We start from the raw sequence: 13,510 nt of genomic DNA on the forward strand, positions 1-13,510 counted from the left end.
CCACCGTTGTTTCCGCCACCGTTGTTTCCGCCACCGTTGTTTCCGCCACCGTTGTTTCCGCCACCGTTGTTTCCGCCACCGTTGTTTCCGCCACCGTTGTTTCCGTTGTCCACATCGCTCTTAAGGAAATTCACCATAATATGCTTGCCAAAGTCAACATCCTCTTGGCCATCTTTTTGTGTATAAGTATAATCTGTGGAAAGTATTACCTCTTTCATGTCTAATGTTCCCGTATTTTCCAATTTGAAAGTTCGAAGCATTTTATCACCAGGTTTCAAATTATCCACTGAAATTATTGCTATAGGGTCCACCGTTAAGTCCAATGTACCAGCAGCAAATGTATTTACACTTGTCTCGACGCTATTAAAATATGCATAAGTTCCCCCACCAATCATACTTACAGCTAATGCTCCAGTTGCAATGCCCATTGTTAGTTTTTTCTTTAGGCTCATTTATATTTCCTCCAAATTGTTTGTTTTATCAACAAGTTTTAACTGCCTGTAGAATTTGAAGACGATAATCGTAATAACTCCAGCGGTTATAGCTAAAAAGCCAAACAGTAAAATTGTCGATACGTCAGACAATCCAGCCCCTGCAGCCGCTGGACTCATTACGCCTTGAACATGTCCATTTGTCATGACATGTACCACTGTTCCGTCTTTAGCTTCAGCTATGAAGTTGAAAATGAATTCTGCACCCTTGCCTTGAAACTCATTTCCAAGGTGTTCTGGAAAACGGATTGTTATATCCAAATTCTCATTGCTGCCACTATCCAGAAATCTTGCCGGTAATCCTTGAAATGCGGATAGCTTTCCCGAGTACAATTCTTTATTGCCAGACTTTATTTCCATCATCAACTCATTGAACAGCATTTCATCGCCGTTATTTCGAAGTTGCATATGGTAGTCAAAATCAACATTGCCAGAATTCGTAACTGTCAAGGTACGTGGTGCCCAATCACCGGGTTTCATATTGGTGATATCAAATAAGGTATCATTCGGTGAAAGGTTGATGTCTAATTTTTTTTTGTCCGTGTTGCTTTTTTCGTTTGCAACTGCGCTCGTAGTAGGAAACAAACATATTAGGCCAATCAATAATAGAAATGGGAAATATCGAAGCAGTTTTATCATGGATATGTCTCCTTACCTATAACTTCAGGAAGAACTATTCCCGCCATCTTCACCTAGAATGTCCGCTTGTTTTTTCTGAGGCAATTCGATTTGGGACAACACTTTCCAAATTGTAAACGCCGAGTACATCAACAACAGGAACCCAGGAATCAACAGTAGAAATGCACCATTCTTGGATTGCGCAAAACTAGCAAAGTAACCGACGTAAGGTACTGTAAAACCCGTGTAGACAGCTACTACATTGTCCGAAAGAACAGGATTCATGTCCTCTGCATTGTTGTTATCCCCTTTTGTCCGGTAAAGAACGGAATCTCCATTAGCAATCACGTCCGTAATCCTATGGGTAATCAACATCTCTTCGTTTTCCCGGAAGGTGATGACATCACCTGATTTATATTTGGTTTTATCTTCGGCTAGTTTCACAGCGATGATCGAGCCAGTTTGGATTCCCGGCTCCATGGATCCCGACAGAACTGTTTTAATTTGGTAACCAAATAGCTGCGGCTCTCCGCCAGAAGCTTTCGTGATGACCACTACAGTGGCCACAGTAATGAGCAAAACCATCAGTATGCCGGATACGATATTATTCACCCATTTCATTACCTTTATCTTTTTCTTGTCCTTTTTCTCTTTCATTTGAATCACCCTCCGCTTTTTCTTTTTCTTTTTCTTTTTCTTTTACTTTTACTTCTTTTATAGCTGCGTATATTTCTTCATTCATTGTTTCTTAAATCTCTTCCTACTCCTTATTTCCTATGGAATCGTCATCCGGTTTCATATCTGTAGATTCCGGTTCAGAATCTATATCTTTTTTGTCAGATTTAATTTGATTGTCACCTTCAGGATTCTGCTCAATCTCTTTACTGACCACTGAATCTACATTGTTTTCATTTATGTTCTCCGCATTTTCACTCTCGTCTGTTAAATCCTTAGAGCTCTCAATCCCTAATTCTTCTTCCACGGCATCATTATTTTTATTTTCTACCATTGACCCGTCTGCATTGTGCTCGCATTCCGCTTTGGTTTCCTCGCTTGATGTAGTTCCTTGTGCTTTCTTAGAGTCATTTTCATTCATACAATCGACTCCGATTGGCAAAGTATCTTCTACGCCAACTTCCAGCGACTCATTATCTTTTTCCTCGCAACCGACCTCTGTTTCATCATCCGATACAACTTCACTTTCTTCACCTTTGTTGACAACTTGGTCGATACTTATTTCGCTTGATGCCACATCTATATCGTCTTCCTCACCACAGTAATTCCAAATACCAGCAGTTATCGTTGAGGAAACTGTATTCTGACTGCTAAAAAACGCAGACGTGCCAGATGACATATAACTAGTACCAAAGATAGTTAAATAACATATGCATGCAATTTTTATACTCAGGAAAAGACCTTCATAGTTTTTCTTATATCTGCGCCTGCGTTCCTGACGCTTGCGCTTACGTTCAATCCGCTTGCTCTTCAAACCGATCCCGCCTTTCGAGGTTTTATCGATAGAATATCCTTAAATATATTCCTCAATACATAAAAATAGAGTTATATGCTGAGAAATATATGTAAGAAAGGTCACCGGCGGCTGGTGAAAAAAAAGAGGGAGGAGAAGGGCTCTCCTCCCTAAGTAATTTATTTAGACTGTCCAGCTGTTTGTTGTGCATTAAACGCCCAGTTCAATTTTAAAGAAGCTTTTTGATAAATATTTTGATCATCGCCATTATCAACGAATGTAAACTTCACAATTATAGTTTTGTTTTTATCAACTTCGATTTTTCCGGAGCGGAAGTCCAAATTTGGAGTATCTCTCAATTCCCTTAATGTTTTAGATAAATATGGTGTTTCTGTTGCTGATGTACCTTCATAGAAGTCTACTTTAATATGATCACCAAAACCACCAACACTTTCATCATAGGTAGTAGACAAGAGTACTTTAGATATATCAAGGGTACCCTTGTTTGTTAAAGTGAAATGTCGATTCATATAGTCACCAGGTTTAATATTACTTACATTGATAATAGCATTTTCAGTATTATTCCCTGTAATAGCAATTCCCATTTCACCGGCTGCAAAAGAGCTTGTATTTGATTGCACAGTATTAAAGTAAGCATAAGTGCCCCCGCCGATCATACTTACAGCCAATGCTCCAGTCGCGATGCTCATTGCCAATTTTTTCTTAATATTCATTTGAAATTCCTCCAATTTTTTTATGGTTTTTTTACTCGTACTTCCTTGTTCAATTCTTTTCAAGCCGTCCAAATGATTCTTATGTTTTTATACAAGGTTGAATAGATTCCATGCGCCATTTTCATAGTTCAAGTAACTGTTTTGCTTCTGGTCTTTCATTTCGTCTAAACGACTTAATATTCCACTCTGAGAAGTATTCGGCTGAATCACTCTTGTTCCAACCATTGATAAATGAAGTAGAATGCCAATTTCTAATTAGGTAATCAACTCCAGATGTTAGTCCCGCTTTTTGATCCGCCAACCTCCTCCTTTAGACCTCGTTTGATTACTATGAAATGGAACTATGTTCAGTATAAGCATAGAGAAGCAATCCATCCTCCCTCGTATGGGTGATTTTTGACAACTCAGCATTCGACTTTTGGATAATTCCATTGGTATACTTTCGTGCCATGCATTTTCCGCTTCATTTAATGACCTATTTTCTTTGCCCGGTTTGTGTAAACCAAAAGATACGAAACGACGAAATAGACTAAAACCTCTTAAAAATAGTGCTTATCCACTTCGAAAAACCGACATTTTTTTTACAATTAACTGGATATACTAAGAGGACAAAAGAATTAGTTAGGAGACTAGGAAATACATCCTCTATCTGGGCACCTTGGATGTATGGAGTCAGTGGTGCAACCGGCCTCATTTCATTTGGACGTTTTTTATGGGAAGCGTTCATTTATTTTGAGTGAGGGGGGCAATGTTTGATGAAAATTGTGTTAGTGGATGATCACACGCTCGTCCGCAAAGGGGTGATTTCGATTCTTTCACCGCAGGATACGATAGAAGTATCCGGAGAGGCGGGGAACAAGCAAGAGGCGCTTCGGTTGATTCAACGGGAAGAACCAGATTTGGTTGTCATTGATTTCCAGTTGGGACAAGAATCTGGTTTAGAGGTGATTTCTGAAGCGAAACGGCTGGGTTACAAATGTAAATTTGCGATCCTTACCTATTCAAAGGACCTGACATCCTTCGAACATGCAAAGGCACTGGATGTGGACGGGTACATTTCACTGGAAGCACATCCTGAAGAACTCATTTATGCACTTCATGTGATTCATAGGGGAAGAAAGTATTTTGATCCTGACATCATAGAACTGCTGATGCAATCGGAGCAGAAGCCACAAGTGGATAACAGCTTTATAGAGCAACTTACCTCAAAAGAAAAGGAGGTATTACAAAAACTTGGATTGGGATTCACAAATCGCCAAATAGCTGAGAGACTGTTTATCACCGAGAATACAGTGAAAAAGCATGTTGGACAAGTCCTCTCAAAATTGAATCTCGGCGATCGCACGCAGGCTGCCCTTTATGCCAACACAACAGGGTTGGTGCAATATAAGTATGATGTGCTGGTTTAAGGGATATCTCGAATAGTTGGACTAGTGTTGTACACCTGTTTACGAGCGTGAACGGAGATTTACATGCACGAATGCCTGCAAGGAACACTTATGACAATTCACCATTACACATAAATATCCAAAGAAAAGTCAGTCATTTACCGCAATGACTGACTTTCCCTTTTACTAACATCAAATTGTAGTTAATAAACTAACTAGTGCGCCGGACAGGCACCTCAAAGTTTAAAGGTAATTTACTGAAATGAATCTTGTGCGGGTATCTATCTTGTCACTTACTCTTCATCAAATCCACGATAATTCCGATCCTTCCCCTTTTTACGAATCGAATAGCCCTTCTTCGATTCAAACACCGTTCCAGGCGGTGTTTGTCCCTCAATTTGACGTTTCAGCTTGAAAGCTCGATTATATTTCTGATCAAACGAGTAATGACTCGAATTGAGAATGATTTCACTGCCGTAATTCAACACGATTTTCGTTTGTTTTTTATCGATCGCCTTGTACTCCTTGACATGTGCCGCAGCAATCCAGACGCAGTCTTCATTTTCCGGCGACATGCTCGGGAACAAGTAAATGCTCTGCGTCAGATTCAGCACAATAGGCGGCATGGAGATTTCCCCTAGAAGCGTCCGTGATCCGTCTTTCGCGCCTCTTAGACTGGAACCGTAACGGCGAAGGCTAAAATCGATCAGTTTCGTCGGCTCAAGTTTCACTCTGAACAACTCGGTCTTTTCCATAACAACTGATTGCAATTGGCCGTTCTCGTCAAACTCCGGCAAAATGATGCTTGTCTCATTGTTCACTACATACTCTTCTCTCAATTCCATTCAGTAATCCCCCTTTTCAAATTAAAACTTACCAATTTCCGAAAATAGGAGTATACTGACCTATAGGTCGGTACACTCCGGCCCGTAAGTCCCCGAGTGGGTCTCCGCAGACTCAGACATTCGGGGACTTTCCGTTTAACCTCGATCACCTCACTAAAGCCGCAGTTGTTCTTGCCCCCAGCCCGCGCAATTCGCAATCATGGTATTCGTTTCAGTAAGCACTTACAATCATTTCTTGCCGTCTATCATTATCAGTTTTTCAGTCTTCAAGACTTCTCTTTAATATGTCGACGATTGGTGATACATCTATGTATTTGCTTACACTTTACATTTTGGTTCTGCGAATCAATAACTTTATTGGCGGTCGTTTCATGGAGTAAAACTGCAGCTTTTATAGTACTTTATTACCTTTATGATAAATAGTAAAATTAACCCATATTTATCATTGTATTTAATATATTATGAAAGCAATAAATAGTCAACTAAATATAGAAATTTTATAAATATTTAGTAATTACCTATTAAAAGGCCTTCCCATTCTTAAGTTTAGCGGGAAGACCTTTTCTTAAAATATCTTAATGTGGAATGGATGCAATGCTAGTGGGCACCCTTCCCCACTCTCTTTTTTCATCAGCCATCAGTTCTTCATCATATAGATGGCAGGCGACAAAATGTCCAGGGCGCCTTTCGACAAATTCGGGATTAAGTTTAGAACATACATCCATTGCTTTTGGACATCTCGTATGGAATCTACAGCCGCTTGGAATGTCGATAGGGCTTGGAACATCGCCTTTTAAGAGAATTTGTTTTCTAGAGCGCTCTGAATCAGGATCAGGTAGTGGAATCGCTGAAAGCAATGCCTCCGAGTAAGGATGCATGGGGTTTTCATACAGATTTTCACTTTCCGTTAATTCCACGATCTTGCCCAAATACATGACCGCAATCCGGTCACTGATATATTTAACCATCGATAGGTCATGCGCTATAAATAAATACGTCAGCCCTTTTTCTTCTTGTAGGGTTTTCAATAAGTTGACGATTTGGGCCTGGATGGAAACGTCAAGAGCTGCAATCGGTTCATCTGCCACAATAAACTGCGGATCTACGGCAAGGGCGCGGGCAATGCCTATCCGCTGTCTTTGTCCCCCACTGAATTCATGGGGATAGCGCCCCGAGTGATTTTTGTTCAACCCGACAAGCTCCAATAATTCATTCACTTGTTGTTCGCGGTCCTTCACGGTTCCATTTGGTGCGTGAATTAATAATCCTTCTGAAATGATTTCCATAACAGTCAAACGTGGATTCAGAGATGAATAAGGATCTTGGAAAATCATCTGTATATCCCGCTTTTTCTTCTTCAGTTCCGTCTTACCATACTTTGCATGGACATCTTCATTGTCAAATAGGATTTCACCGCTTGTCGGCTGATAAATTTGAGTGATTGTCCTTCCGACCGTCGACTTCCCGCAACCGGATTCGCCAACCAAGCCAAGCGTTTCACCTTTTTTAATCGTGAAGCTGATTCCATCCACTGCCTTTAATGTATCTTTTTTATTTATTTTAAAATGCTTTTTCAGATCATTAATGACTAATAAATCTTCATTTTTCTTCATCGACGTGCACTCCCAACTGTTTCAGGCGCATGATTTTCCGGAGTACGGGAATCTTGCAGCCAACATAATACAGAATGGCTCTCACTTAGCTCTGTCGTTGGAGGATGATAATTATGGCACACTGCCATCGTATACGGGCATCTTGCGGCAAAAGGACATCCGGTCCCTAATGCAGCCAGATCCGGTGGAGAACCTGGAATGGGTATAAGCGGTTCTGATCTTCTGGCATTTAAATTCGGCATTGAACCAAGAAGCCCTAACGTATATGGATGCTGTGTTTCGTAAAAAATTTCATCCAACGTACCATACTCAACTACTTCTCCCGCGTACATGACTGCTACTTTATCAGCCATATTCGCAACGACCCCAAGGTCATGCGTAATAAGTATAATGGCGGTTTCCATCTTCTCTTGCAGGTCTTTCATAAGTTGCAAAATCTGAGCTTGAATGGTCACGTCAAGTGCTGTTGTCGGCTCATCGGCAATCAAAACCTTAGGAATACACGCCAGTGCCATCGCTATCACGACACGCTGCCGCATCCCACCCGAAAACTGATGCGGATAAGCATCAAGCCTTTTTTTCGCGTTCGGTATGCCTACTAGCTCCAACATCTCCAATGCTCGTTGCCTTGCTACACTTTTTGTCAACGTTTGGTGTTTCTTAAGCCCCTCCATAATTTGCTTACCAATTTTCATTGTTGGATTCAATGATGTCATCGGATCCTGAAATACCATGGAAATTGCGGAGCCTCGTACTTTTTGCATGTCTTTTAATGGCAAGTCCAGTAAATCCATGCCCTCAAACTTGATTTTGCCTTGCGGAATAACAGCACTATGCTTCGGCAATAACCGCATGATCGATTTTGCCGTGACAGACTTTCCCGAACCCGATTCGCCGACAATTGCGAGGGTCTCCCCTTTTTTCAGTGAAAAACTGACGCCTCTCACCGCAGTGATCGCCCCGTTTCGGGTCTTGAATGAAACGTGCAGATTATCTACATCCAGTATATTCTCGTTCAATTTTTGACCCTCCCTATTTTCTCATTTTCGGATCCAGAGCATCACGAAGACCATCTGCTAGCAGGTTAAATGAAATCATGACTAAACTGATCACAACTGCCGGAAAAATAAGCTTGTATGAAAAATAACGCATGGACTTATACCCGTCCTCAATTAATACCCCGAGGGAAGCAAGCGGCGCTTGCAAACCAAGACCGATAAAACTTAGAAAGGCTTCAAAAAATATGGCTGTCGGAATCGTGAACATCACCGTAACAATGACGGGTCCCATAACGTTTGGCAATAAATGTTTACCGATCAGTCTTGCATTCGATGCCCCAAGTGTTCTAGAGGCAAGAATGAATTCCTGACCCTTCAGCTGCAGGATCTGGCCACGCACGACACGCGCCATCCCTACCCAGCCGGTTACGATAAGCGCCAAGATGATTGAAGAAATCCCGGGTTCCAAAATGAGAATAAACAAGATAATCACAATCAAGTTAGGTATACCAACAAGCACCTCAATGATTCGCTGCATGATATTATCAAGCCGGCCCCCATAAAATGAAGATATCCCTCCGTAGAGGACGCCGATCAGCAAATCAAGCGAAGCAGCGACAACCGCAATGAATAATGAAATCTGTGTCCCTTTCCAAACCCTTGTCCATAAATCCCTTCCAAACTCATCTGTCCCAAACCAATAATGCTCTTCTATATTTCTTGCCTCATAGACATCTTTACCTTTTACATCTTTCCCATTAAAACCAAGCCATTCAAGCCCAGCTATTTTTGGTGGAAGGTTGGAGTGCGCTAAATTTTGACTACGATATGTGTGCTCATTCATTGCCGGTCCAATTAAAGCTAAAAGCGTTAGTATGACAAGGACAATCAGAGAAAAAACCGCCCCTTTGTTTTTAAATAGCCTTTCCCTTGCCTCCTTCCAAAAAGAAATGGACGGAGCCGTTATTTCTTCACTAACTTCCCGAGCCAAAGGAGCAGCAACGAATAGTTCATCGGGAGGCTCAGCTAAATTCTGTTGCATCGAACCAATACGGTCTACCTCTTCTTTCACCTTCACAGTATTCATAACTGTTCCGCCCCCTTATAGTCGATTCGGGGATCAAGGAACCCATACAGAATGTCAACGATGAAAACGACCAATATGAATAGTGCGCTATAGAAAAGCGTGATTCCCATAATGACACTGTAATCGAGGACAAGAATCGACAATGTGAACTGCTCCCCGAGGCCCGGAACGGAAAATATTTTTTCGATGACGAGTGTACCTGTCATGATGGACACTGCCAACGGACCGAGCATCGTGACTACCGGGATGAGCGCATTCCGAGTGACGTGCTTTACGATGACGACCGACTCGCCCAATCCCTTTGCCCTGGCAGTTGTGACGTAATCCTGGCCAAGCACTTCGAGCATTTCACTTCGAATAAACCTTGCCACCGTCGCGATGACTGTTACCGACAAAGCGAACGAAGGCAGAATTGTACTTGAATAGCCTTCCCATAGAGCAACGGGCAGCCACTCCAGTTTGACCCCTACATAATATTGCAATAGTGCTGCGAACACGAATGACGGAATCGACATACCCAGAACCGCAATTGTCACAGACGTATAATCATAGACAGAGTTATGTCTCAAGGCAGAAAAAACGCCTAGAAAAAGACCGATAATGGAGCCGAAAATAAGCGCTTGCAGGCCAATGAATGCAGATGGGCCGATGCGATCGCCAATCATACTGAAAACAGTCCGCCCTTCATATTGAAAGGAATAGCCTAAGTCTCCCTGTACTAAATTTCCTAGGTATTTCAGATATTGAATGGCTACCGGTTGATCCAATCCGTATTTCGCATTAAGAATGACCAACTGTTTCTCTGTTAACTTTTCGGGATTCGTAAACGGCGTTCCCGGTATAAGCTGCATAAGAAAAAAGGTGGCGGTCACAATGACGAAAAGGGTAACAATCATGAATCCCAATCTCTTAAGCATATAACCTCTCACATTGCCCCTCCTTTACATATCGAAGTAGTGTACATAAAATAACAAGCGGGGGCGCCAGTTGGACACCCCCGTTTTCTGACACATAAGATTATATTATTCTTCGATACTAGCCCATTTGTAATCGAATTCAGCGCCTGATGGGTGTTTAACCAGATTTTTGATAGTACGCCGCTTCAGAATTGCAGTTCCCTCTTGGTAAAGCGGTGCGATTGCAGCATCTTCAACCAACAAGATTTTTTCAATTCCCAATAACATTTCAAAACGTTTGCTTGGATCCGTCTCAACATAGGCTTGCGCAACCAAATTGTTCAGTTTTGGATTGTCGTAACCCATACGGTTGGCCGATCCGCCTTTCAACCACATATCCAAGTAAGTCATCGGGTCACTATAGTCCGGTCCCCAAGATGATAAGGAAATGTCATAAGTGATGGCTTTTTCAATTTCAAGGCGTTGCGCAAATGGTACTGCCTTAATTTCCAGCTTAAAGCCAGGAAGGTTATCCTCAAGCTGTGCTTGCAAGTATTCTGCAACTTTCTTATGTGATTCAGAGTCAGCAATGTTAATCGATACAGTGACTTCTTTTTCCCCAATTTCAGCTAATGTCTTTTCCCATAATGCCTTGGCTTCTTCCGGCGTCCCTTTATTGATATCGCCGTTAAGATCGCGGTAGTCTTTTTGATCCGGGGAGAAATAATACCCCTTCGCTACAACTCCGTATAATGGTGATGACCCATCCTGCAGGATGACTTCCGTCAGCCCATCACGATCGACTGCCATATTAATGGCTCTACGGATTTCCGGATTCCCAAGAACCGGATGATTATGGTTGAATCGTAAAAAGATGATATCGGACTCTTTTTCAATTTCAAAGTCCTCGTGGTCGGCATATTGCGCAACGAGCGCTGATGTGAGTACGGTGCGATCGATTTTTCCTGTTTCATAGAGATTCGCTCCAGTGGAAGGTTCTTTCACCACTACCACTTCAACTTTGTCGAGTTTTACATTGTCAGCGTCCCAATAGTCCTCGTTCTTTTCCAATGTCCAGCCTTGCTCATGCGTCCAGCTAACAAGCTTGAATGGGCCGTTTGCCAATACTTTATCTGCTTCGAGCGCATACTGATCGCCAAGCCCTTCAACAAATTTTTGATTTTGCGGAAGGAATGTCGGGAAGGCAAGCAGTGTTTTAAATAACGGATTCGGGCTTTCGAGCGTGACTTCAAGTGTAAGATCACCCGTCGCTTTGATGCCGAGCTCATCCGCATCCATTTCCTCATTCATAATGGCTTCCGCGTTCTTAATGCCCGCCGTAGCAATCATATAGTTATATGGCGCTGCTTCTCTCATAACGCGTTTCCATGCGTACTCGAAATCGGCCGCAGTGACAGGATCCCCGTTGCTCCAATTTGTTTTTTTCAAGGTGAATGTATGAACGGTTTCATCATCACTTTCATCATGTTTTTCAGCCAATGCCAAAATACTTTCGTTGTTTTCATTTTGGCGATAAAGACCTTCGTTTGTGTTGTTCAAAACGTTGAATGCCACGCCGTCATGCGCTTTTGTTGAATCCATAGTCGGAATTTCCGCCGAAGCACTTAATCTCAGCACTTGCTCTGACTTTACGGCAACGCCCTCTTTTGTGCCTTCTTCCTTCTCACTGCTGTCCTTCTCCTTATCTGGCGAATTAAAGTTACAACCAGATAAAACTAGAGCGAAAATTGTCAGGAAAATAAATGCCAGCCACTTTTTATTCTTCATCTTTCGTCCCCCTTGTAATAGTTATTCAATATTCATATAATTATAGTTGGATACATTCCAAATAGCAATAACAATTTAAATTATCAATATATTGTTCAGGGAGTTAGTTTTTATAGTAGTTAAAGGAGTTTAGTTCTTATGAAAAAGTTGTTCTTCAGTTCCTTACTTACCGCACCTTTTCTCTTGTCTTCCGTTACGATGCTATTCTCTTCAGCAAATTTTATTCGCTTATTGGATTACATCTTTCTAATTGGGCTCCTCTTCTTAATAATCGGAAGCGTGATGTTCATCCTTCAAGCTGGTTTTTTCAATGCTTTTATTTCTTCATCCAAACATTTCTTTTCGACTATTAATAGTAGAGAGCAAACAATACTACGTTATGAAGGCAAAAATAGTGAAACAGCAAGTTATCAAAAGGAGTATCCAAGCTTTAAAAAGATTTTATTGCTTGGTGCTGTCTATTTTTCCTTCAGTCTCATCGGCTCAACTGCTGTTGTCTTTTTAGGGTATTGATAAAGAATCGGCGGGTTGGAACAATCAACCCGCCGTAGACTTCCCACATTTATATCAAGACCTCGTCAGCAACATCCTATTCTCCCATCAACCCCTTCAGTTTCTTCAACATCTTCTCCCGCCTTTTCTTCACACCGGCAACCGAAATGCCGAAACGATCGGCACATTCCGCCAGGGTGCATCCTTCGAGAAAGGTCCATTGGATGAATTTCTTTTCGGAAGGATCAAGCTGTTCAATCGCGTCATGGAGTTGGTCAAAGCCATTATCCCCTTCCGCACCCCCAATAAAGAAAACTAACACATCATCCGTCGTCGGCATGACATTTTCTTCGAAACGGCTTTCCCGTTTCAACTCATCCAGCATCGCCCCACGAATGCTGCGGTACGCAAATGGGGTGAAATCGCCTTTATCATCATCGAATCTTGTCCATGCCTGCCATAACGCCACCCTTCCCGCTTGCCTGTACTGCTCATGGTCGCGGTAAATATTCAACTTCCTAAGTGAATGCGAAATCATCGGTTCATATTGCATCAACACATCTTCAAATTCCAACACGATGAAGCCTTTCCGATCGTGCACGACACACTGTATTCCCGGGTGATTTCATCGTATAGGGCATTTGATTTGTTTACATTTCAAGAAAATTTATTTTGCTAATCCAAACTTCAATTATTGAGGCACAGACTTGGCATTTCACATCGTTTTTCTCGTTTTGGCACGTTCAAATTTCAATAACTGGTTGATTTATAGAAATAAAAAAACAAATCCCATTCACCGGCGAATGGGATTTGTTTTTTGTTGGACAGAACCGCACTTATTCTTATTTACGAGCGCGGAATCCGATTTACGAGCGCATCTTCTGTTTTACGAGCGCCTATGGGAATTTACGAGCGCAGACAAACTTTTACGAGCGTAGAACCTGATTTACGAGCGCCTACGGAAATATACGAGCGCGGGCGAACTCTTTACGAGCGGTGATACCCGTACCGAACAGACCAATTTCAAAGTGTCATGCCCACCCAATAGAAGTCCCTGTATTAATCAGTGAATTGCTCATTATTAATGCCTCA

15 protein-coding genes and 1 riboswitch are annotated in these 13,510 nt (G+C 41.9%); of the genes, 2 read left to right on the top strand and 13 right to left on the bottom strand.

The features are described 5' to 3' along the window. From ACFPTP_RS15960 to ACFPTP_RS15985, 6 genes are all read right to left on the bottom strand, one after another. The coding region (locus ACFPTP_RS15960; RefSeq protein WP_381446846.1) for a TasA family protein at positions 1–452 on the bottom strand (452 nt) is incomplete at its 3' end. Then, complete coding sequence (locus tag ACFPTP_RS15965; protein WP_381446848.1) at positions 453–1,130, bottom strand: hypothetical protein; 678 nt, start codon at positions 1,128–1,130, stop codon at positions 453–455. 24 nt (positions 1,131–1,154) lie between these two features. Continuing rightward, positions 1,155–1,766: a signal peptidase I SipW gene (sipW, locus tag ACFPTP_RS15970; protein ID WP_381446850.1), complete on the bottom strand. Its 612-nt coding sequence runs from the start codon at positions 1,764–1,766 to the stop codon at positions 1,155–1,157. Continuing rightward, on the bottom strand, positions 1,714–1,851 hold the full coding sequence (locus ACFPTP_RS15975; protein ID WP_381446853.1) for a hypothetical protein: 138 nt from the start codon (positions 1,849–1,851) through the stop codon (positions 1,714–1,716). Before ACFPTP_RS15975 ends, sipW begins: the two co-directional genes overlap by 53 nt. Before the next feature lie 18 nt (positions 1,852–1,869). Further along, entirely contained in the window at positions 1,870–2,598 is a 729-nt protein-coding gene (locus ACFPTP_RS15980) for a hypothetical protein (protein ID WP_381446855.1), read from the bottom strand. A 158-nt stretch (positions 2,599–2,756) separates the two neighbouring features. Then, on the bottom strand, positions 2,757–3,311 hold the full coding sequence (locus ACFPTP_RS15985) for a TasA family protein (protein ID WP_381446857.1): 555 nt from the start codon (positions 3,309–3,311) through the stop codon (positions 2,757–2,759). A 615-nt stretch (positions 3,312–3,926) separates the two neighbouring features. Then, positions 3,927–4,010, top strand: a riboswitch (cyclic di-GMP riboswitch). 56 nt (positions 4,011–4,066) lie between these two features. Here ACFPTP_RS15985 and ACFPTP_RS15990 point away from each other — a divergent pair. Further along, positions 4,067–4,720: a response regulator gene (locus ACFPTP_RS15990; RefSeq protein WP_381447740.1), complete on the top strand. Its 654-nt coding sequence runs from the start codon at positions 4,067–4,069 to the stop codon at positions 4,718–4,720. 272 nt (positions 4,721–4,992) lie between these two features. Here the strand turns inward: ACFPTP_RS15990 and ACFPTP_RS15995 are convergent, their stop codons facing one another. The 6 genes from ACFPTP_RS15995 to ACFPTP_RS16020 all read right to left on the bottom strand — a co-directional run bounded on the left by ACFPTP_RS15995 (position 4,993) and on the right by ACFPTP_RS16020 (position 11,926). Continuing rightward, on the bottom strand, positions 4,993–5,544 hold the full coding sequence (locus tag ACFPTP_RS15995; protein ID WP_381446859.1) for a competence protein ComK: 552 nt from the start codon (positions 5,542–5,544) through the stop codon (positions 4,993–4,995). Positions 5,545–6,119: 575 nt separating this feature from the next. Continuing rightward, on the bottom strand, positions 6,120–7,157 hold the full coding sequence (locus ACFPTP_RS16000; protein WP_381446861.1) for an ABC transporter ATP-binding protein: 1,038 nt from the start codon (positions 7,155–7,157) through the stop codon (positions 6,120–6,122). Then, complete coding sequence (locus tag ACFPTP_RS16005; protein ID WP_381446864.1) at positions 7,154–8,176, bottom strand: ABC transporter ATP-binding protein; 1,023 nt, start codon at positions 8,174–8,176, stop codon at positions 7,154–7,156. Before ACFPTP_RS16005 ends, ACFPTP_RS16000 begins: the two co-directional genes overlap by 4 nt. A gap of 13 nt (positions 8,177–8,189) precedes the next feature. Further along, entirely contained in the window at positions 8,190–9,197 is a 1,008-nt protein-coding gene (gene opp3C / locus ACFPTP_RS16010; RefSeq protein ID WP_381447742.1) for an oligopeptide ABC transporter permease, read from the bottom strand. Positions 9,198–9,238: 41 nt separating this feature from the next. Next, complete coding sequence (locus ACFPTP_RS16015) at positions 9,239–10,159, bottom strand: ABC transporter permease (protein WP_381447744.1); 921 nt, start codon at positions 10,157–10,159, stop codon at positions 9,239–9,241. A gap of 105 nt (positions 10,160–10,264) precedes the next feature. Then, positions 10,265–11,926 carry a peptide ABC transporter substrate-binding protein gene (locus tag ACFPTP_RS16020; RefSeq protein ID WP_381446866.1) on the bottom strand — a complete coding sequence of 554 codons (1,662 nt, stop codon included), beginning with the start codon at positions 11,924–11,926 and terminating at the stop codon, positions 10,265–10,267. A gap of 138 nt (positions 11,927–12,064) precedes the next feature. Between ACFPTP_RS16020 and ACFPTP_RS16025 the strand changes: the two genes are divergently transcribed. Beyond that, the gene (locus ACFPTP_RS16025; protein ID WP_381446868.1) at positions 12,065–12,439 is read left to right on the top strand and encodes a DUF3899 domain-containing protein; all 375 of its coding nucleotides are present in this window, start codon (positions 12,065–12,067) and stop codon (positions 12,437–12,439) included. 76 nt (positions 12,440–12,515) lie between these two features. Here ACFPTP_RS16025 and ACFPTP_RS16030 read toward each other — a convergent pair whose 3' ends face one another. Then, complete coding sequence (locus ACFPTP_RS16030; protein WP_381446870.1) at positions 12,516–13,019, bottom strand: sigma-70 family RNA polymerase sigma factor; 504 nt, start codon at positions 13,017–13,019, stop codon at positions 12,516–12,518. Positions 13,020–13,510: the final 491 nt, after the last annotated feature.

The sequence above is a fragment of the Sporosarcina koreensis genome, assembly GCF_042655825.1.
Taxonomy (GTDB): Bacteria; Bacillota; Bacilli; order Bacillales_A; family Planococcaceae; genus Sporosarcina; species Sporosarcina koreensis.

Excerpts from the sequence above, each read along its gene's own strand:
- ACFPTP_RS15965 (WP_381446848.1), bottom strand. The coding sequence starts at position 1,130 with ATGATAAAACTGCTTCGATATTTCCCATTTCTATTATTGATTGGCCTA.
- sipW (WP_381446850.1), bottom strand. The coding sequence starts at position 1,766 with ATGAAAGAGAAAAAGGACAAGAAAAAGATAAAGGTAATGAAATGGGTG.
- ACFPTP_RS15975 (WP_381446853.1), bottom strand. The coding sequence starts at position 1,851 with ATGAATGAAGAAATATACGCAGCTATAAAAGAAGTAAAAGTAAAAGAA.
- ACFPTP_RS15985 (WP_381446857.1), bottom strand. The coding sequence starts at position 3,311 with ATGAATATTAAGAAAAAATTGGCAATGAGCATCGCGACTGGAGCATTG.
- ACFPTP_RS15990 (WP_381447740.1), top strand. The coding sequence starts at position 4,067 with ATGAAAATTGTGTTAGTGGATGATCACACGCTCGTCCGCAAAGGGGTG.
- ACFPTP_RS15995 (WP_381446859.1), bottom strand. The coding sequence starts at position 5,544 with ATGGAATTGAGAGAAGAGTATGTAGTGAACAATGAGACAAGCATCATT.
- ACFPTP_RS16000 (WP_381446861.1), bottom strand. The coding sequence starts at position 7,157 with ATGAAGAAAAATGAAGATTTATTAGTCATTAATGATCTGAAAAAGCAT.
- opp3C (WP_381447742.1), bottom strand. The coding sequence starts at position 9,197 with ATGCAACAGAATTTAGCTGAGCCTCCCGATGAACTATTCGTTGCTGCT.
- ACFPTP_RS16015 (WP_381447744.1), bottom strand. The coding sequence starts at position 10,159 with ATGCTTAAGAGATTGGGATTCATGATTGTTACCCTTTTCGTCATTGTG.
- ACFPTP_RS16020 (WP_381446866.1), bottom strand. The coding sequence starts at position 11,926 with ATGAAGAATAAAAAGTGGCTGGCATTTATTTTCCTGACAATTTTCGCT.
- ACFPTP_RS16025 (WP_381446868.1), top strand. The coding sequence starts at position 12,065 with ATGAAAAAGTTGTTCTTCAGTTCCTTACTTACCGCACCTTTTCTCTTG.